This is a genomic window from Methylosinus sp. PW1 (assembly GCF_000745215.1).
In the GTDB taxonomy this organism is placed as follows: domain Bacteria; phylum Pseudomonadota; class Alphaproteobacteria; order Rhizobiales; family Beijerinckiaceae; genus Methylosinus.
This window is the reverse complement of record NZ_JQNK01000004.1, coordinates 42,188-60,986: the sequence shown is the minus strand read 5'-3', so window position 1 is coordinate 60,986 and position 18,799 is coordinate 42,188. Positions and strand designations below refer to the sequence as shown.

Genomic DNA, 18,799 nt, shown 5'->3' with positions numbered 1-18,799 from the left:
TCCAGCGAGTTCCCGGTCCGCAGGTCGGCGCTTTCGCTTCGAGCCGATCCCCTGGGACAGGCGTAATTTGCCTTCACCGGTGAGGCATATTCATACTATGAAAATAGCATTAATGATAGGCCGAATGTGAGCGGCGGCACGAGATCGGGGCATCGCCATTGGCTCTGAATATCTTCATAGCGGTTCGCGAGGGCTGCCCATTCGGGCTGTCGCCGCTATTCATTGCATCGAATGGTAATAGTTGATAATATCGGTATGCTAAAGTGATTGTGCGTCGAGCGCGGGCCGCGACCTTGTAGAGCGCCCTGATGAGGAGAGCGGCATGTTCCCACCGTCCGAATTCCGTGACGAGCGGAGGTGGTCGCCAGTTCGAAGAATCCGGCGACGATCGGATCGTTTTGCTCGATTGTCTCAGAGGTCGTGATGGAACGGCCGTTTTTCAATCGCCGGGCCGTTCTCTTCGCAGCGGCCGCCACCGTTGTCGCTCCCAGCTCTCTCACGGCGGCGACGGCCGAACAGCCGAAGACGCTCGTGATCGGCTATCAGAAATTTAGCGTGCTCCTTGTTGCCAAAGCACTGAAGCTATTGGAGAGGCGGTTCGAATCGAGAGGCGTCGCCGTCAAATGGGTCGAATTCGCCTTTGGGCCGCCCATGCTGGAGGCGCTCGGCGCCGGCGCCATCGATTATGGCTATACGGGCGATGCTCCTCCCGTGTTTGCGCAAGCTGCGCATGGGCGGCTGGTCTATGCGGCGGCTATTCCCGCGAAAGCTTATGGTCAGGGCGTCATCGCGCCGCGTCGCTCGGCAATCGAGCACGTCGCCGATCTGAAAGGAAAGAGGATAGGCGTCGCCAAGGCCTCCAGCGCACATAATCTGCTGATCGCAACGCTCGAAAGCGCTGGTCTCGAATGGGAGAGCGTCTCGCCTGTCTATCTCGCGCCGGCGGACGCCGCTGCGGCTTTCACGCGGGGCGCGATCGACGCTTGGTCGATCTGGGACCCTTATCTCGCGATCGCCGAGCTGAACGCCGACGCTCGCCAGCTCGAGATCGACTCGGACGCCGTCACTCAGAGCAGCTTTTTTCTCGCCAACGCCGACTTCGCCGCACGATATCCCGCGATCGTCGACGACATTAACGACGAGATTGCGAGAGCCGCCGAATGGGCGGTCGTGCATCGCGACGAAGTCGCCGCCCTCTACGCCGAGGCGAGCGGCGTGCCGCTCGCGGCGCAGCGCAAATCGGTCGATCGGGCCGAATTTGCGCTCGTCTCGCTCGACGACGCCATTATCGCCCGGCAGCAGCGAGTCGCAGATCGCTTTCTTCGTCTCGGACTGATCCCGGCGCGAGTCGATATTCGCGATATCGTCTGGAAACGCCGGCCGGCCGGCTGAAAGAACGCGTCATGACCGACAGACCTCTCGATATGTTCTGGTTCATCCCCGTCAGCGGAGACGGCTCCTATCTCGGCTCGGACAAGGGCATTCGCTACGCCGAGTTCGATTATATGAAGGAGATCGCGCAAGCCGCCGATCGTCTGGGATTCGCCGGCGCGCTCGTGCCGGTCGGCAGCCATTGCGAGGATCCGTGGATCACCGCCGCGGCGCTCGCCACGCACACCAAGCGGCTGCGCTTTCTCGTAGCGCTGCGGCCGGGGCTCGCGACGCCCACCCATTGGGCGCGCCAGACCGCGGCGCTCGATCGCATCAGCGAGGGGCGCTGCCTCGTCAATGTCGTCTCCGGGGGCGATCCGGTGGAGCTCGCCGGCGACGGAATTTTTCTCTCGCACGACCAACGCTATGCGCACGCCGCCGAATTTCTCACTGTGTTCCGCAGGCTGCTGGACGGCGAAACGGTCGATTTCGCCGGCGAGCATATTCGCGTCGAGGGCGCGCGGCTGCTGTTTCCGACCGTGCAGAAGCCTTTGCCGATCTGGTTCGGCGGCTCGTCCGACGCCGGGCTCGACGTGGCCGGGGAACATGCCGACGTCTATCTGACTTGGGGCGAGCCGCCGGCCGAGGTCGCCGAGAAGATCGACGCGGCGAGAAAGCGCGCGGCGACGCACGGGCGGAAGCTGAAATTCGGGCTGCGCATCCACATCATCGTGCGCGAGACGGCGCGCGAGGCTTGGGAGGCCGCCGACAGGCTCATCGCCCATCTTTCGGATGACGCGATCGCCGCCGCCCAGCGCAAGTTCGAGCTCGAATCGGACTCCGTCGGCCAAAAGCGAATGAGCGCGCTGCATGGCGGCAGGCGCGACCGGCTCGAGATTTCTCCGAATCTCTGGGCGGGCGTCGGTCTCGTGCGGCGCGGCGCGGGCACGGCGCTGGTCGGCGATCCCGAGACGGTCGCCGCGCGCCTGCGTGAATATCAGGCGCTCGGCGTCGACACGGTGATCGCCTCCGGCTATCCGCATCTGGAAGAAGCCTATAAGGTCGCCGAGCTGCTGTTTCCGATCCTCGGAATCGAAACCGGGCGCAAATTGTCGCATGGCACCGCGGTCGGCGAATATGGCGTCGGCTCCGGCGCGCCGCCGCGCGCCGCCGCGGAATGAAGCGCGCGATGACCAATCCGCAGGAAGCGCTGATCTCCGTCGGCGGCGCCGTCCGCCGCGGCGTTTCGAGGCGCATTCGCTGGAGGGCGATCCTCGAGTCGAGGGCGGCGGCCTGGATCGTTCCGCTCTCGATCGTCGCGATCTGGCAGACTGTCTGCGTCCTGGAGCTCACGCCGTCCACGCTGCTGCCTTCGCCGCTCGCCGTCATTGACGCCGCCTGGCGACTGACGCTCACAGGGGAGCTGCCGCGCAATCTCGGCGTGAGCTTTCTGCGGGCGATCGGCGGCCTCGCGATCGGCGGGGCAATCGGCTTTATTTTCGGCTTGGCCAATGGCGTCTCCAAAATCAGCGAAGTCCTCGCCGACTCGACTCTGCAGATGGCGCGCAATATTCCGCATCTCGCGCTGATCCCGCTCGTCATCCTCTGGCTCGGCATCGACGAGGAGGCGAAGCTCTTCCTCGTCTCGATCGGCGTGTTCTTTCCGATCTACGTCAACACGCTGCACGGCGTTCGCTCCGTCGATCCACAGCTCGTCGAAATGGCGCGCAGCTACGGCATGCCGCGTCGCGAGCTGTTTCGACTGGTGGTGTTGCCGGGCGCTCTGCCGTCGATCTTCGTCGGGCTGCGCTATGCGCTCGGCGTCATGTGGCTGACGCTCATCGTCGCCGAGACCATCGCCGCGCAATCGGGGCTCGGCTATATGGCCATGCAGGCGCGCGAGTTCATGCAGGTCGATGTGGTCGTGCTATCGATTCTGATCTACGCCTTGCTCGGCAAGCTCGCCGATTCCGTCGCGCGAGCCCTCGAGCGTGTCTGTCTTTCCTGGCATCCCGCCTTTCAGCGCGAGCGAGGGGATGCGCCATGACGATCATGCAAACGGCGATCGATGCGCGGCTTCCGCCTGGAGTGTCGCTGAGAGCGCGCAGCCTCGACAAGTCCTTCGGCTCCAAGCGCGTGCTGAACGGGCTCGACCTCGACGTTCCGGCCGGCCAGTTCTTGGCGATCGTCGGACGCAGCGGTTGCGGAAAGAGCACGCTGCTGCGCCTCGTCGCCGGCCTCGACGAGAAGACCCGCGGCGCCGTCTCGTTCGGAGAGCATGCGGCCTCGCCAGCGCGCGACATTGTCCGGGTGATGTTCCAGGAGCCGCGTCTGCTGCCTTGGGCGCGCGTGCTCGCCAATGTCGAAGTCGGGCTCGGCGAGCGCCGCGGCGGCGCGAACGGCCGCGAGCAGGCGCTCGAGGCGCTGCGCTCCGTCGGCCTGGAAGATCGCGCGAAGGATTGGCCGTCGACGCTCTCCGGCGGACAGAAGCAGCGCGTCGCTTTCGCGCGCGCGCTCGTCAGCCGTCCTCGGCTGTTGGCCTTCGATGAGCCGCTCGGCGCGCTCGACGCTCTCACGCGCGTCGAGATGCAGCGACTGCTGGAGACGGCGTGGCTACGCGACGGCTTCACCGCTCTGCTGGTGACGCATGACGTCGCCGAGGCGGTCGCGCTCGCCGACCGCATCGTGATCATCGAGAATGGCGCGATCTCGCGGGACATCGCCGTCGACCTGCCGCGCCCGCGTCGGCGCGGCGCCGTCGAGGTCGCCGAGCTCGAGGAGCAGATATTGGATTATTTGCTGGCGGAAGGCGCAGGGCTTTGTCGCAAATTTTCGTTTGAGAACGCGATGAGCGTGCGAGAATGACGTGGCTCACGCGGCGAGAGCCACGTCATTCTCGTGTCGCTCCGTAGACAAAATTTGCGATGCGATCCGAAATTCTGCGGCGGAGCAGTTCCATATCGATTTTGCGAGGGGCGCATAAAAGCCGGCTCAACCAAGGGTCTCCTGCGCGAGCGCGCCCGGAACCGCTCGTTCCGCCGTGTGGCGACGCCGTGCGCGCCGCTTCCGCGACCAAATGTAGACGCCCGTGCCGGACAGTATCGCTATGACAACGCCCAGGATGCAGACAAAAACCTTATAAGTAACGCCGAACAGATTTGCGGTATGAAGCTGTATGAGCCAGGTGGTCACGGTCATCCCGCTCCGCTCTCCCGTCGGGATTTTGACGCCGCCCAATTTTCCGTCGAAGGCGTCGAAGTAGACGGATGTCGATCCATAGCGGTCGCCGATGTCGGCGGAGGAACGCACGCGGTATTCCCAGCCGCCGAGGCCCCTCGAAAGATAGAGCGCGAGAACTCGCTCGATCGTCAGCCCGCGCTTTCCGGCCTCGACCGCCATCAGGCTCTCTCCGGTCGCCTGCGCCTTTTCCCAGGACATCGGCTCTCGCCCTGAGGTCCCCGGCCGCCCATGGTCGCCATGTCCGCGGATCGGCTTCTCGTAGTCGAGCACGAGCTGCGTCACGCGCGTGTAAACCGAATTGAGATCCATATAGACGCTGGACCAAGCGAAGATCAGCAGCATCGCCCAGAGCCAGAGCCCACATGCGCGGTGAAGATCGAAATTGACACGGTAGGCGGAGCCCCGCCATTTGACGAGCCACGCCGGCCGCCATCGCGCGAGAAATCCTTTGCGCGCCCGGTCGGTCGGCGTGGGAAAAGTCAGGTAGAAGCCGACAAAGCAGTCCAGCGTCCAGACCAGCGCGACAACGCCCAGAATCCAGTCGCCGACGCCGCTGATCGCAAGATGCATGTGCAGGGCGTAGACGAAGGGCATGATATCGTTCTTCGCCTTCGGCAGCCCGGACCAGCTTGCCCGTCCTCGTTCGCGGCCGTCGATGGGATCGAGATGGATGTAGTCGAAGTCGAGCGGCGCGGCGCCCTCGCGCGGCTCCATGCCGATCATGACCGAGCCTGGATAGCCGAGATAGACCGTGGTCGTTCGCGCTCGAGGCACGATGGCCTCGGCGCGATGCGCGAGCGTCGCGGCGTCGAGCGCGATACCGGGCCGCTCGCCCGGATACATCTCCGGCGTCAGCCAGTGATTGAGCTCGAGCCAGAATGCGAGCAGGCTTCCGGTAAGTCCGACGATGACGAGAAAGCCCGCCATGGCGAGGCCTGCCCAACGATGAAGCCAAACCCAGAAATTGCGGGTCATTTTTGCCTCCGCGCTTACCGTCGCGGCCCGCGCCCGTTCGGGTATGCGGTCGCGACGGCTGTGCATTCAGTCGCGGCCGCCAGCGCGCCGCCGAGTGGACCTCACGAGTATAAGATCAGAATTCCGCGCGCAGCGATGCGAGGAACGAGCGTGGCGCGCCAGGAGCGATGCTGAACCGGTCGTTCGAGCTTTCGTAATAGGTCGTGCCCGCCAAATTCCGCACATTGACCTGAAAGGTCATATTCGGCGCGTTCGCCATCAGCCAGCTGGGCTTGAATTTGTAGGACGCCATCCCGTCGATGCGCGCATAGGCGGGCAGCACGAAGGTGTTGATGTCGTCTCCGGGACGCTGGTCGACATAAGAGACGCCGCCGGCGACGCTCAGCCCCGCGAGGTCGCCGTCGGCGTCATATTTCACCCAGAGATTGGCCTGATTGCGGGGGACGGCCGCAAGACGCTTGCCGACGAGGTAGTTGGAATAGACGTCGTTCCCCACTGTCGTGGTCCTGCCGATCAAACCCTCGTCGTCCTTGGTGAACCGGACGTCGATGTGGCTATAATTGGCGATGATGCTCCAATTGTCGTCGATGCGTCCGTTGATGTCGAGCTCGACGCCCCTGCTTTCGGCCTCGCCGGCAAGGCGCGTAAATTGCCTTCCGGGCACCGGCCGCGCGATATTCTTCTTGATTATGTCGAAATAGGCGAAGGTCGCGACAAGCCGCTTGTCGAGCAGCTCCGCTTTCACGCCGCCCTCGTATTGCACGCCGATTTCCGGCGGCAGGGGCGTGTTGGTGCGACCATCCACATTTGAGCTGCCATAGGAGCGCGTGTAGTTTCCATAGATCGAAAGCCACGGCAGAGGCTGGATCAGAACGCCAGCCATAGGGCTGTTGGGACTGTTGTAGGAAACCACGCGCTGCAATTCGGTCAGGGCGAAGGCCTCGTCATAGGCAGACCGAGTGCCGCCCTCGGCCCAGTCGTGCCTGCCGCCGAGCAAAATGTGAATCCTGTCGTCCCAGAAGGAAACCTGGTCCTGCAGGTACAATCCTTTCCATTTGTCTTTCCTCAGACCGGTCCAGTTATTTGTCGCGGCGTAGAACGGGACGAGATTGAGCGGACTGTAGAGCGGGGCGTAGATATTTATCGACGAAATCTCGAAAAAGTCGGAGCCCGCCGAGGGAGATGTAAAACTGTAGTAGTCGAATCCCGCGAGAATCCGATGCGTGAACGGCCCGGTGACCACTTTCCCCTTGATATCGACATTCGTCGACAGATTCTGGCGATGAAAATAGCCGCCGTTGAGGCCGCCCATGATCCAGAGCGCGCGCGACAGTTGGCCTGTGTTCTCGTCGAAATCCCAGCCATAGGGTATGCGCTGGCGGTAGTCGGTGTTCTGATAGCTGAAACGGTTCGTCACGCTCCAGTCGTCGAGAAACTCGAACGTCCAGTCATAGGCGAAAAGCGCGCGCTCGTTGGCGTTGCGGAATTTTGTCGTGATGCTCGGTTCTTCGAGATAGCGGGTGATCGGGATATTCGCCGGTCGCCGTCCAACGGCGGGAAGGCCGAGATCGCCCAGATCATCCACCCAATAGGTGGCGTTATACTCCCCGTCGACATTCAGAGTGAAGCGCTCCGTCGGCCGCCAGCTGATCGTCGGCGCGAACATATAGGTTTCCCTATTGCCGAAATCCCGGAACGTGTCGGTTCGGAAGTAGGAGAAATTGGCGCGGTAGAGCAGCGTCTTGTCCGCGGTGAGCGGGCCGGTGACGTCGAGCGAGGACCGCGCCGTTCCGAAATTGCCGCCCTGCTGCTGAAAGGAGTAGTAGGGAATGGGTTGTGGGCGCTTGGGAGCGAGATTGACGATTCCGCCGGGCTGCACGCGGCCGTAGAGCATCGCCGCCGGTCCCTTGAGAACCTCGATCGACTGAAGATTGACCGTTTCTATATTCGACGATTGCGCCTGGCGAAGGCCATTGCGGTAGAATGCGCCGCCCGCATCGAAGCCGCGAATCTTGAAGTTGTCGTAGAACTGATAGCCGAGCGAGACTCCGCTGACGCTCGTCGTCAGCGAGTCCTTGATGTCGATCGCCTGCCGGTCGTCCATGGTCTCGCGGGTCACCACCTGCACGGAGAGGGGCGTCTGCAGCAGCGGCGTATCGGTCTTCAGCGTCGATTTGGCGGAGGCGGCGGCGTAGCCCGTGCGCCGCCCGCCTGGCCCGAAGGGGCCGTCGCCATTCCGATTGTCGGCTTGGCGTCGGCCGTCGCCGGCGATGTCGATCGTCGGCAGCGCCTCCTGGGCATGGGCGACGGCGATGAGAACGAGTGTGGCCGCGCCGGCCGAGAGGCCGCGCGAAAATATTGCACAAGACATGGATATTTCTCCTGATATGGCGCGCGACCGCTCATTGTTTCGACAAGTGAGCGGTCGTTTCTGACCGTGGCTTCAGGACGCCAACGGCGGCGCCTGCGCCGACCAGGAGCTGCGCCAGCCGCTCGCCGCGAGCACGAGGCGCAGGGAAAGGCCTTCACGCCGCGAGAGGCGCCGCGACGACAGGCGCGAGGCCGCGCCAGCCCGTTCGGGCGCCGGCGGAGCGAATTTCGGGCAGTCGGAGAAGACGCAGCAGGCGTCGGCCGGCGCATGGTCGTGTCCGAGCGGAGCCTTGCCGGTCGAAGGCGCGCAGACGCCGTCGGATCCGACCACGAACGCCGCCTCGCTGCGAGCATCCGTCGGCGTCGACGCGACGTCGCGCGACAGAAACAGCTGGAGCATGGCAAAGAGCGCCACGAGGCCGAGCGCGAGCGGCCGCCGCGACCTCGGCCGCCGAAAACAATGGTCATTTCGGTCGGTTTTCATGGGCGCCCGCGCCGCCTTTGGAACTCGTCGTCTCGCGCCTGGCCGCCGCCACGTCCGCAAGGACGCGAATTCTACAAAGGAAATGTCGCGGGAACCTCGCAGGACGTTCGGCGGGCCGAAAAGCCCGAGGCTGTTGCAGATATGCAACAGCTGCGGCTCAGCCCGCCGGGAGGCCCGGCCGGCTTGCCAATCGGGCCTCGCGACTGAGAAAATGGCGCGAGCGACGCCGGGGCGAGGCGCCCTTGTCGCGCGACATTCTGCAGGGAGCGGCGCCCATGCGTATCTTGTTGGTCGAGGATCATTGGGCTCTCGCGCGGGAGGTGGCCGAGAAGATTCGATGCGCGGGCTACAGCGTCGATCGCTGCCGGTCGATCGACGACGCGGGCCGGGCTCTCGGCCGCCGCGCCTATTCTCTGGCGCTGATCGACCGCCGTCTGCCGGATGGAGACGGCATCTCGCTCGTCGCCGAAATGCGCAAGAGACAGCCGGACATCCGCATTCTCATGCTGACGGCGCTCGACGCGGTCGACGATCGCATCGAGGGGCTCGAGGCCGGCGCCGACGATTATCTGACCAAGCCCTTCAATCTCGACGAGATGATCGCCCGCATCCGCGCGAATCTGCGCAAGCCGGGCGGCGGCCGGACGCCGCCCGTTACGGTCGGCGCGCTCACCGTCGATCTCGACCAGCGCGCGGCGTCCGTCGCCGGGCGGCAGATCGTGCTGGCGCGTCGGGAGCTCATATTGCTCGAGGCGCTCGCTCGGCGCGCCAATTGCGTCGTCTCGCGCGAGACGCTGTGCGCCGAGCTCTACGGCTATGGGGAGGAGGTTCAGGATCACGCGCTGACATCCGCGGTCTCGCGCCTGCGCGGGCGGCTCGCCTCCGCCGCCGCCGGGACGGAAATCTACTCGGCGCGGTCGCTCGGCTATATTCTGCGCGAGACGGGGGAGCGCGAGGCGTCGGCATGACGCGCGCCTCGTCGCTGGCGCGGAGGACGGTCTCCTATCTCATCTTCGCTCAGATATTGGCGTTCATATTGGCCTGGGTTCTCACTCTCGGCCTCGGGCTCGCCGGCGTCGAGAGATTCACGCAATCCTGGGACGAGCTCGCCGCCTATCGGACCGCCGATCTCGTCGCCGACTCGCTGACGCGCGACGCGGAAGGAAATGCGCGGATCGTTCCGACGCCGGAGCTCGAGGCCGAGACGCGCCGCTTTCCGAGCTTCAAATTCGCCGCTTTCGAATTCAAGACCAAGGCGCCCGTCGCCGGATCGTCGCCCGAGCTCGTGGCGACGCTCGCCAGGGTGATCGAGGTGAATTCGACGCATACACATTTCGTCCTGCCGGGCGACCCGGAGGCGCCGGCGCTCGGCTTCATGGCGCGCCCCGTATGGACGCCTCACGGCCGCTTCCAGATCGCCGCCTATCGCGCCAGATTCCAATGGACGGATATTTTCCACTCGATGCGGGACGATTTCGTCTCGCTCGCCGCCTATGTCGTCGTCGTGCTGCTGATCACCGGATCAACGGCCTGGTTCGCTGTGAGCCGAGGCCTCGCGCCTCTGCGAGAAGCGGCGAGGCAAGTGGCGCAGATCGACGTCGATACGCTGAACAGGCGTCTGCTGCAGCATGACGTTCCCATAGAGGTCGTCCCATTCGTGGATGCGGTCAATGACGCATTGACGCGGCTCGACGCCTGGGCGGCGCGGCAGCGGCGCTTCACCGCCAATGCCGCGCATGAATTGCGCACGCCGCTCGCGGTCATGCGCGCGCGGCTCGAGAACGCCAAGATCTCGGCTCTCAGGTCGGAGCTCTCCAGCGACGCCAGCCAGCTGCGCTCGATCGTCGAGCAGATGCTGATCGCGACGCGGCTCTTCGAAGGCCAGGCCCCACTCGATCAGACGATCGATCTCGCCGACACGCTCGGGCGCGTCGTTTCCGACCTCCTGCCGCTGGCGTTGGACTGCGAGCGATACATCGACTTCGAATCCGACGCGCCCGACGCCGCAATTCGCGGCAATCGGCGAGCCGTCGAATGCGTCGTCGCCAACCTCATCGACAATGCGATCCGCGCGGAGGCGGCGCAGGGCACGATTTTCGTCCGTCTCGGCCGGGACGCCGTCGTGTCGATCATCGATCACGGCGAGGGCGTCGCGACCGCTCATCGCGAGATGGTCTTCGAGCCGTTCTGGCGCGAGAGCGAGAAGGCGTCCGGAACCGGCCTCGGTCTCGCGATCGCCAAAGAGATCATGGACGCGCATCGCGGCCGCATATGGGTCGAGGACACGCCCGGCGGCGGCGCGACGTTCAAATTGGCGTTTCCTCCGGCCGGATAGGCCGGGTGCGTTCGAAATCAGGCGGATTCGGGCGCTCTTTGGTTCAGGCGGCAAGCAGGAGCATCGCGCTGCGACGCCACTCGCTGGATCGCCGATCGCTGAGCAGTCGACCCTGAGCGCGAAGAGAGCTTGCGCGCGATCAGTTCAGCCGGCGATGTCGAGGACGCGCGCAATGGTCCGGCCGATCCCGCCGACCGGCTCGGTCCGATCCTTGCCAAGCCCCCGGGTCGGGACTATGTATACAACTCTACTAGATTTTGGGGTCGGCTCAGCGGCCCGCTGAGAAGCACGAGCGGCGAAATGCCATAAGTCTTCACAGTTCGCCGCCGCGTTTCTGTTTTCGACAATGGATTTTCTTCAAAAAGCGATCACCCGGCCCGTGGCGACGACGCTCCTGACCCTCGGCTGCATGCTGCTGGGTCTGAGCGCATATTTCTATTTGTCGATCGCGCCCTTCCCGCAGGTCGACTATCCGACGATCTATGTCACAGCGACCCTGCCGGGCGCGGGGCCGGAGACGATGGCCTCCTCCGTGGCGACGCCGCTCGAACGTCACTTGGGCCGGATCGCCGACGTTCGGGAAATTTCATCGTCCAGCATCTCCGGCATGTCATCGGTCTTCCTCGAATTCGGGCTCGCCCGCAGCGTGGACGGCGCCGCGCGCGACGTTCAGGCCGCGATCAATTCGGCGCGAGTCGATTTGCCGACGACGTTGCGAGCCAATCCGACTTACACCAAGGCCAATCCGGGCGAGAATCCGATCTTTATCCTGGCCTTGACCTCGTCCAAGCTGTCCCAGAGCGCGATCTACGACGCCGCGACTGTCGTTCTGCGGCAGAAGCTCGCGCAGGTGGACGGCGTCGGGCGCGTCCTGATCGTCGGCGCCTCTCTTCCCGGCGTTCGCATCGAGCTCAACCCAAGTCTCACCGCGAAATATGGAGTAGCGCTCGAAGACGTTCGAGCGGCGATCGCCGCTGCGAATGTCAGCCATCCGAAGGGGGCGTTGGACTCCAATGAGAGCCGGCTGCAGATCTACGCGAACGACCAGATTTTCAAGGCTGCCGATTACCGAGACATCATTGTCGCGACCCGCAATGGCGGACCGGTTCGTCTCGCGGACATCGCCGACGTCGCCGATTCGGTCGAGGATCTGCGCACCATGGGCCTTTGCAACGGCGCGCCCGCGGTCCAGATCATTCTCTATCGCCAGCCGGGCGCGAATATGGTCGAGACCGTCGATCGCGTGCGCGCGCTGCTGCCCGCCCTCTCCCATGCGCTGCCGAGCGATCTGCAGATCGACGTCGTTCAAGACAGGACGCTCACGATCCGCAATTCGCTGTACGAGCTCGAGCTCGCCCTGCTGATCGCCATCGTCCTCGTCGTCGTGGTCGTCTTCCTGTTTCTGCGCGATGTGAAGGTGACGCTGATCTCCACCATCACGATCCCGGCGACATTGTCGACGACCTTCGCGCTCATGTACGCTTTCGGCTATTCGATCAACAATTTGTCGCTGATGGCGCTCACCATCGCGACAGGCGTGATCGTCGATGACGCGATCGTCGTCGTCGAATGCGCGATGCGCCGCATCGAGGCCGGGGCGCGTCCGTTCGACGCAGCGATGGAGAGCGTGCGAGAGGCGGCCTTCACGATCATTGCGATGAGCCTCTCGCTCGTCGCGGTCTTTCTGCCAGTGTCGTTTCTCGACGGCGTCATCGGACGCATGTTGCGTGAATTCGCAATCGTGCTGACGGTTGCGATCGTCGTCTCGATGGTTCTGTCCCTCACGACGACCCCGATGTTATGCGGCCATGTTCTCCGCATGCGCGCGCAGGACGCCAGAACCAGCGAGCGTCTGTGGGGTTGCTTGACGAAGGCCTATTCATATTCGCTTTCCGCGATGATCGCGCGTCCGGCGTCGACAATGGCGGCGTTGAGCAGCGTCATCCTGCTCAACCTCTACCTCTTCGCGGCAATCCCGAAGAGCCTGTTTCCCTTCCAGGACACGGGACGCGTGCGCGGCACGATCATCGCCGATCAGAGCGCCTCCTACGCAGTGATGACGCGCAAGCTCGAGCAGACGATCGGAGTCCTGCAGAAAGATCCGGACGTCTTCGCTGCGACTGGAACGATCGGCGGAAATCTCAATGGGCCGACGTCCAACAATCGCGCGGACCTTCTGGTCTGGCTGAAGCCACGCGGGACGCGACGCGTGTCGGCCGATGAGGTGATCGCACGATTGCGCGCTCCCTTGCGGCAAATAAGCGGAGCGACCATCGCGCTTCGATCCGTTCAGGATCTCGCTTTCACCGTCGCGTCGGGAACGGCGAATTACACCTATATTTTGAAGTCCGACGATCTCGGCGCGCTACGCTTTTGGGCGTCACGGCTGACAGAGGCTCTCGCGGCCAGCGGTCGGCTGCTCGATGTCGTCTCCGATCAGCAAGACAAGAGCCTTCAGACGCGGCTCGAGATCGACCGCGTCGCCGCCGCGCGCCTCAATCTCACTGCCGCCGATATCGACAATGAGCTCTACGACGCCTTCGGCCAGCGTCATGTGTCGACACTCTATGCGGCGCACAATCAATATCACGTGGTCATGGAGCTCGCTCCCCAATTCGCCGCTCGGCCGCGATCGCTCGAGAATTTCTTTTTCGTTCCTCCTGGCTCGGGATCGGGCGTCGAGAGCCGTGGCGCGACGCCGGCGGCCCGAGCGCCCGCCCGCGCGGCCCCGCTCGCGCAGCTCGGACGGCTCACTCCGGTCCTCGCGCCGATCGCCGTCAATCACTGGGCGGGATCGGCGTCGGTCGGGATCTCATTCAGCCTTCCTCCGACCGAATCTGTCGCCGGCGCGGCGTCCTTCATTCGTGAGACTTTGGCGAGCATCGGGGCTCCGCTATCGGTTCATGGCGAGCTGTACACGCCGACAGGCCCGTTCGAAGGGATATTTGGAAGCTACGGATTTCTGATCTTCGGAGCAATCGCGACGGTGTACATCATCCTCGGCGTGCTCTACGAGAGCTACCTCCATCCGATAACGATCTTGTCGACGCTTCCATCCGCTGGCGTCGGCGCCGCGCTCGCGCTCATGTCGACGAAGACCGAGCTGTCGCTATTCGCCATGATCGGGCTGCTCATGTTGACCGGCGTGGCGATGAAGAACGCGATCATGATGATCGACGTCGCGCTCGCGACGCAGCGCTCTACCGGCCTCGACGCGGCGCGAGCAATAGAGCTCGCCTGCGTGGAACGTCTTCGGCCGATCATGATGACGACGGCAATCGCCTTTTTCAGCGCTCTGCCCCTGGCGCTCGGCAATGGGGAGGGCGCCGAAATTCGCCAGCCGCTGGGAATATCGATCGCCGGGGGCATTCTTTCGAGCTTGCTGCTCACTTTATACACCACCCCGGTCGTCTATGTCCTCATCGACCGGCTGTCGCGAAGCCGTGCTGGCAAATCCTGAATGTCGCATGTCCACGCATCGGGACGCGGCCGAGTCTTTGCGGCATTGGGGCCTGCCGCCGTCGCGGCGAGGAGGGGGAGCCCGGATTTATCGATCGACGGCGCGCGTTCGGATTGACCCGCTTCACAATCTACAAATAAGATAGACTGAATGGATGGAGTCGTGGTTCCGTGCCGCAAGATCTGACGCAGGTTTCAGCGAGCGAGCTGATCGCCGCCTATCGTTCGAAGGCCATCTCGCCCGTCGAGGTCGCGGCGGCGACGTTGAGGCGGATCGCCGAGCTGCAGCCGCATTTCAACGCCTATCGCGCTGTCGACGCAGAAGGGGCGCTGGCGCAGGCCAAGGCCTCCGAGGCGCGCTGGGCGAAGGGGGCGCCGCTCGGGCTCCTCGACGGAATTCCCGTCGGCTTCAAGGATCTGCTCAATGTGAAGGGCTTTCCGACACGCAAGGGCAGCCTCGCGACGCCGGACACGGTGCAACAGGCCGATTCCCCGCCCGCGGCGCGCCTTCGCGAATCGGGCGCCGTCATACTGGGCAAGACCCAGACGGCCGAGTTCGGCCTCAAAGGCCTCACGGAGACCAAGCTCGCGGGCGTGACGCCCAACGCCTGGGATCGGCAATATGTGAGCGGCGGCAGCAGCGGCGGCGCCGGCGTCGCGGCCGCTCTCGGCCTCGGGCCGTTGCAGGTGGCGACGGATGGCGGCGGCTCCATCCGCAATCCCGCGGCGATCAATGGCGTTTTCGGCTTCAAGCCGACCTTCGGCCGCGTCGCCGGCTATCCGCACAATGGCTCGCTGTTCCATATCGGCCCCATCACGCGCACCGTGACCGACGCCGCCCTGCTGCTGAACGTCATCGCCCAGCCGGATGCGCGCGACTGGACGAGCCTGCCGAGCGACGGGCGCGATTGGACCGCCGGCCTCGACGGCGGCGTGAAGGGACTGCGGGTCGCCTATAGCCGCACGCTCGGCTATATCCAGGTCGATCCGGGCGTGGCGGCTGTCGTCGACCGCGCAGTGGCGCGCCTCGCCGAGCTCGGCGTCATCGTCGAGGAGGCCGATCCAGGCTTCTCGGACCCGTCGGCGATCATCGACGCGATCAACGCCGAGCGGGCGATCCGCCTGCGCCGCGACATCGGCGACGCCGGACTGGACCTCATCGATCCGGGGATACGCAAGCGCGTCGAGCGGCTGGAGCGCCAAACGCTCGCGGAGGTCGTCGAGGCCAATGAGCGGCGCACAGAGCTCGGCATTCAGTTGCGCCGGTTCCACGAGAAATACGATCTGCTGGTCACGCCCGTGCAGTCCAAGCCCGTTCCGCGCGTCGGAACGGCGCCGGAGACGCCCTTCGCCTTCCCCTTCAACATCACGCAGCAGCCGGCCGCCTCCGCGCCCGCGGGCTTCGACAATAATGGCCTGCCGGTCGGGATCCATATCGTGGGGCCGCAATTCGGCGACGCGACGGTGCTGCGTCTCGCGAGGGCGTTCGAAAAGCTCCAGCCTTTCCCGACGCCGCATCTCGAATCGTTGAGCCGTCTCTGAGGCGGACGCCTCAGCGCGCGGAGGAGTCGATGAGATGGATCGACCAACGGGCGATCTTGCGCACGTCGGGGTCCGGATCTTCGGCCAGGCGCCCGAGGATGGGCAGAGCGTCGGCGTGGCGGATTTCGCCGAGCGCGGCGGCGACTTCCTTGCGCAGATTGCTCACGGCATGCGTCGCCAGCGCGCCGAGCGCCGCAATCGCTCCGACCGCCGCCGTGCGTCCGAGAGAGCGGGCCGCCTCGAGGGCGACCTGCCAGCTCTCGTCCGACAGCGCCTGAATGAGGCCCGCCTCGGCGCCCGTGGCCCGCGCCTTTCCGGCGAGAACGGCGGCCGCCTCGCGCACGCGCCAATGCGAGTCGTCGAGACCGATGAGTATCGCCTCGAGAATGGCCGGCGCCGGCGCGAAGGCGAGGGCCGCCAGAGCGGCCCGCCTCACGTCGAAATGATCGTCGCGGACGGCGTGGATCAGCGCCGGCGTCGTCGTCTCGTCCTTCAAATAGGCCAGCGCGCCGATCGCCTCCCGCCGCACCTGGGCGTCCTCATCCTCGAGCGCTCGTAGGGCGGGCGTCAGCGTCGCCGCGACGCGCAGACCGCGCAAGCCCCGCCAGGCTGCAGCACGAACGGCCGCCCGCTCATGACCGACGAGCGCGAGAAGGGGCGGCGCCGTCTCCGGCGTACGAAACTGACGGAGGCTGGCGTCGGCCGCGGCGGCGACCTCGGCGTCCGCGTCGAGAAGGGCGGCCGCCAGAGCGTGCGCCGCCGGCGCCCCGTCGAATTGCTCGAGCCCCCCGGCCGCCGCCCGCCTCACGCCCGGATGCGGATCGCGCAACGCCTGGATGAGCAGCGCTTCGCCCGCCGGCTCGCCGCTCTCGGCGAGATCCATGATCGCAATGCGTCGCTCATCCGCATCCTCGCTTCCGAAACGCTCGGCGATGTCGGTGAGATCGATTCCTTGTTCTTCGAAAATGCCGTCGCGCGCCATCGCCGTCACCGCAGAAGATAGGGAATCGACACGGTGATCGCCTTCGTCGGGCAGTCGAGCTCGCAGGGCAGGCAATACCAGCATTCGTCATATTTCATATGCGCTTTTCCCGTCGCCGGATCGATGCGCAGAACGTCGAGCGGACAGACGTCGACGCAGATGGTGCAGCCCTTGTCGGCGATGCACTTCTCGAGGTCGACCTTCACGGGAAATTCGGAAGGGTTCTCGGCGAAAGACATGGAAGGCCTCAGCTTCGCGCTTCTATGCGCAGACGGTTATAGGCGTCGCGCTCCGTCGCCTCCACCGGCACGATATAAGGATCGACCGCACGCCTGCGACAAGCGATGGCGCCCTTCGCATCCTTATAGAGCTGCACATGGCAGAACCAATCCTCGTCGTTGCGATCCGGATAGTCGAGACGATAATGATACAGGCCCCAGCGGCTCTCCTTGCGATAGAGCGAGGCGGCCGCCGCCATCTCCGCGCAATCGAGGATCGAATGCACCTCGAGCGCCCGCATGAGCTCATGTGCGTCGCGCGCGACGAGGCGTTGCAAATCCGCGCGAATTTCGGCGAAGCGCTTCTGCGCGATCTCATATTTGCGTGGGGACTTCGGGGGCTGGAGATAATCATTGACGAAGCGCCGTATCTTATATTCGACCTGATTCGCCGGCAGGCCCTTCTCATTGCGCAGCGGCGCCCGCGTCCGTGCGCGCTCGGCTTCGATCTGCGCCGGATCGCAATCGGCGAGATCGACCTCGCGCGCATATCCCGCGGCATGTTCTCCCGCGATCGCGCCATTGACGAAGGCCCCGAGCATATAATTATGCGGGACGCTCGCCATGTCGCCGGCCGCATAGAGGCCCTGGACCGTCGTGCGCGCGAATTCGTCGACCCACACGCCCGAGGCGCTGTGGCCGGAGCAGAATCCGATCTCCGATATGTGCATCTCGACCATGTCGCGGCGATAGTCGGCGCCGCGCCCCGCGTGAAATTGCTTGCGCGAGGGACGTTCGACCTCGTGCAGAATCCCTTCGATCTCGGCGATGGTCTCGGGCGCGAGATGATCGAATTTGAGAAACACCGGGCCGCTCCCGCTCTGCAGCTCGCGGTAGAACTCCAGCATCATCTGTCCCGACCAATAGTCGGATTCGATGAAGCGCTCGCCATGGCTGTTCGCCGTATAGGCGCCGAATGGTCCGCCGACATAGGCGCAGGCCGGGCCATTATAGTCCTTGATGAGCGGATTGATCTGGAAGCATTCGAGATTGGTCAATTCGGCGCCCGCGTGGAACGCCATCGCATAGCCATCGCCGGAATTGGCGGGGTTCTCATAGGTTCCCCAGAGATAGCCGGAGGCCGGCAGGCCGAGACGCCCCGCGGCGCCGGCCGCGAGAATCACCGCCTTGGCGCGAATGACCAGCAGTTCCGCGCTGCGGCTGTTGACGGCGATCGCGCCCGCGACGCGTCCGTCCTTCGCCGTGAGCAGGCGCGTCGCCATGAAGCGGTTGGAGATCAGCACCTGCGCCTTGCGCAATTGCCTGTAGAGAATTTTCTTGACCGAGCCGCCTTCCGGCATCGGCAGCACATAGGTCCCCAGATGATGGACCTTCTTCACGTCGTAATCGCCGTTCTCGTCCTTCAGGAATTTGACGCCCCAACGGTCGAGCTCGCAGATCATGTCGAAGGAGCGCTCGGCATAGGCGAGCAGCGCCTTCTGATAGACGATCCCGTCGTTCGCTATGGTGATCTCGCGGACATATTGCTCGGGGCTGGCGAAACCCGGGATGACGGCGTTGTTGAGTCCGTCCATGCCGATCGCGATCGCGCCGGAACGCTTCACATTGGCCTTCTCCAGCAGAACGACCTTCAGCGCCGGATTCGCCGCCTTCGCCTTATAGGCGGCGAGCGGGCCGGCGGTTCCGCCCCCTATGACGAGCACATCGGCGTCATAGACAGCGTCGGCGTCGTCGATATGGCTCACTCGGCCCCCTTCTCGTTTTTTGCGGGCCGCGCCGGGCGCGTTGCCTTTTCTCCGCCT

At 64.6% G+C, this 18,799-nt stretch carries 14 protein-coding genes; 8 read left to right on the top strand and 6 right to left on the bottom strand.

Annotated features, from left to right (window positions below):
* The first annotated feature begins 423 nt into the window (after positions 1 to 423).
* Genes K369_RS03775 through K369_RS03760 form a run of 4 tightly spaced genes read left to right on the top strand, consistent with a single transcriptional unit; the run spans position 424 to position 4,236 of the window.
* Positions 424 to 1,392 carry an aliphatic sulfonate ABC transporter substrate-binding protein gene (locus tag K369_RS03775; RefSeq protein ID WP_036288188.1) on the top strand — a complete coding sequence of 323 codons (969 nt, stop codon included), beginning with the start codon at positions 424 to 426 and terminating at the stop codon, positions 1,390 to 1,392.
* 11 nt (positions 1,393 to 1,403) lie between these two features.
* Positions 1,404 to 2,552, top strand: a complete 1,149-nt coding sequence (ssuD, locus tag K369_RS03770) for an FMNH2-dependent alkanesulfonate monooxygenase (RefSeq protein ID WP_036287999.1) — start codon at positions 1,404 to 1,406, stop codon at positions 2,550 to 2,552.
* Positions 2,553 to 2,560: 8 nt separating this feature from the next.
* Complete coding sequence (locus tag K369_RS03765) at positions 2,561 to 3,418, top strand: ABC transporter permease subunit (protein ID WP_084570465.1); 858 nt, start codon at positions 2,561 to 2,563, stop codon at positions 3,416 to 3,418.
* Positions 3,415 to 4,236: an ATP-binding cassette domain-containing protein gene (locus K369_RS03760; RefSeq protein WP_051948961.1), complete on the top strand. Its 822-nt coding sequence runs from the start codon at positions 3,415 to 3,417 to the stop codon at positions 4,234 to 4,236. Before K369_RS03765 ends, K369_RS03760 begins: the two co-directional genes overlap by 4 nt.
* 126 nt (positions 4,237 to 4,362) lie before the next feature.
* Here K369_RS03760 and K369_RS03755 read toward each other — a convergent pair whose 3' ends face one another.
* The 3 genes from K369_RS03755 to K369_RS03745 all read right to left on the bottom strand — a co-directional run bounded on the left by K369_RS03755 (position 4,363) and on the right by K369_RS03745 (position 8,356).
* Entirely contained in the window at positions 4,363 to 5,586 is a 1,224-nt protein-coding gene (locus K369_RS03755) for a PepSY domain-containing protein (RefSeq protein WP_036287996.1), read from the bottom strand.
* Between the two features lie 115 nt (positions 5,587 to 5,701).
* A complete protein-coding gene (locus tag K369_RS03750) occupies positions 5,702 to 7,957 on the bottom strand; it encodes a TonB-dependent siderophore receptor (protein WP_036287994.1) in 2,256 nt (751 codons plus the stop codon).
* A 72-nt stretch (positions 7,958 to 8,029) separates the two neighbouring features.
* On the bottom strand, positions 8,030 to 8,356 hold the full coding sequence (locus tag K369_RS03745) for a hypothetical protein (protein ID WP_156967677.1): 327 nt from the start codon (positions 8,354 to 8,356) through the stop codon (positions 8,030 to 8,032).
* 359 nt (positions 8,357 to 8,715) lie between these two features.
* On the opposite strand from K369_RS03745, the gene K369_RS03740 reads away from it, so the two are divergent.
* The 4 genes from K369_RS03740 (at position 8,716) to K369_RS03725 (ending at position 15,776) form a co-directional block, all read left to right on the top strand.
* A complete protein-coding gene (locus K369_RS03740; protein ID WP_036288179.1) occupies positions 8,716 to 9,408 on the top strand; it encodes a response regulator transcription factor in 693 nt (230 codons plus the stop codon).
* The gene (locus K369_RS03735) at positions 9,405 to 10,775 is read left to right on the top strand and encodes a cell wall metabolism sensor histidine kinase WalK (RefSeq protein ID WP_036287988.1); all 1,371 of its coding nucleotides are present in this window, start codon (positions 9,405 to 9,407) and stop codon (positions 10,773 to 10,775) included. The genes K369_RS03740 and K369_RS03735 overlap by 4 nt, the downstream gene beginning before the upstream one ends.
* A 346-nt stretch (positions 10,776 to 11,121) precedes the next feature.
* Positions 11,122 to 14,235 carry an efflux RND transporter permease subunit gene (locus tag K369_RS03730; RefSeq protein WP_036287986.1) on the top strand — a complete coding sequence of 1,038 codons (3,114 nt, stop codon included), beginning with the start codon at positions 11,122 to 11,124 and terminating at the stop codon, positions 14,233 to 14,235.
* Positions 14,236 to 14,405: 170 nt separating this feature from the next.
* Positions 14,406 to 15,776, top strand: coding sequence for an amidase (locus tag K369_RS03725; RefSeq protein ID WP_036287983.1), 1,371 nt, complete (start codon positions 14,406 to 14,408; stop codon positions 15,774 to 15,776).
* A 10-nt stretch (positions 15,777 to 15,786) separates the two neighbouring features.
* On the opposite strand, the gene K369_RS03720 is transcribed toward K369_RS03725, so the two are convergent.
* Genes K369_RS03720 through K369_RS03710 form a run of 3 tightly spaced genes read right to left on the bottom strand, consistent with a single transcriptional unit; the run spans position 15,787 to position 18,742 of the window.
* Positions 15,787 to 16,758, bottom strand: a complete 972-nt coding sequence (locus K369_RS03720) for a HEAT repeat domain-containing protein (protein ID WP_051948959.1) — start codon at positions 16,756 to 16,758, stop codon at positions 15,787 to 15,789.
* Between the two features lie 5 nt (positions 16,759 to 16,763).
* Entirely contained in the window at positions 16,764 to 16,997 is a 234-nt protein-coding gene (locus K369_RS03715; RefSeq protein ID WP_036287980.1) for a ferredoxin family protein, read from the bottom strand.
* A gap of 8 nt (positions 16,998 to 17,005) precedes the next feature.
* Positions 17,006 to 18,742, bottom strand: a complete 1,737-nt coding sequence (locus K369_RS03710) for a fumarate reductase/succinate dehydrogenase flavoprotein subunit (protein ID WP_036287977.1) — start codon at positions 18,740 to 18,742, stop codon at positions 17,006 to 17,008.
* Positions 18,743 to 18,799 lie beyond the last annotated feature (57 nt).

What these genes read in the sequence shown, in the direction of transcription:
- K369_RS03745 (WP_156967677.1), bottom strand. Translation starts at nt 8,356, where the DNA reads ATGCTCCAGCTGTTTCTGTCGCGCGACGTCGCGTCGACGCCGACGGAT.
- K369_RS03740 (WP_036288179.1), top strand. Translation starts at nt 8,716, where the DNA reads ATGCGTATCTTGTTGGTCGAGGATCATTGGGCTCTCGCGCGGGAGGTG.
- K369_RS03715 (WP_036287980.1), bottom strand. Translation starts at nt 16,997, where the DNA reads ATGTCTTTCGCCGAGAACCCTTCCGAATTTCCCGTGAAGGTCGACCTC.
- K369_RS03760 (WP_051948961.1), top strand. Translation starts at nt 3,415, where the DNA reads ATGACGATCATGCAAACGGCGATCGATGCGCGGCTTCCGCCTGGAGTG.
- K369_RS03735 (WP_036287988.1), top strand. Translation starts at nt 9,405, where the DNA reads ATGACGCGCGCCTCGTCGCTGGCGCGGAGGACGGTCTCCTATCTCATC.
- K369_RS03750 (WP_036287994.1), bottom strand. Translation starts at nt 7,957, where the DNA reads ATGTCTTGTGCAATATTTTCGCGCGGCCTCTCGGCCGGCGCGGCCACA.
- K369_RS03720 (WP_051948959.1), bottom strand. Translation starts at nt 16,758, where the DNA reads ATGGCGCGCGACGGCATTTTCGAAGAACAAGGAATCGATCTCACCGAC.
- K369_RS03730 (WP_036287986.1), top strand. Translation starts at nt 11,122, where the DNA reads ATGGATTTTCTTCAAAAAGCGATCACCCGGCCCGTGGCGACGACGCTC.
- K369_RS03755 (WP_036287996.1), bottom strand. Translation starts at nt 5,586, where the DNA reads ATGACCCGCAATTTCTGGGTTTGGCTTCATCGTTGGGCAGGCCTCGCC.
- K369_RS03775 (WP_036288188.1), top strand. Translation starts at nt 424, where the DNA reads ATGGAACGGCCGTTTTTCAATCGCCGGGCCGTTCTCTTCGCAGCGGCC.
- K369_RS03765 (WP_084570465.1), top strand. Translation starts at nt 2,561, where the DNA reads ATGACCAATCCGCAGGAAGCGCTGATCTCCGTCGGCGGCGCCGTCCGC.
- ssuD (WP_036287999.1), top strand. Translation starts at nt 1,404, where the DNA reads ATGACCGACAGACCTCTCGATATGTTCTGGTTCATCCCCGTCAGCGGA.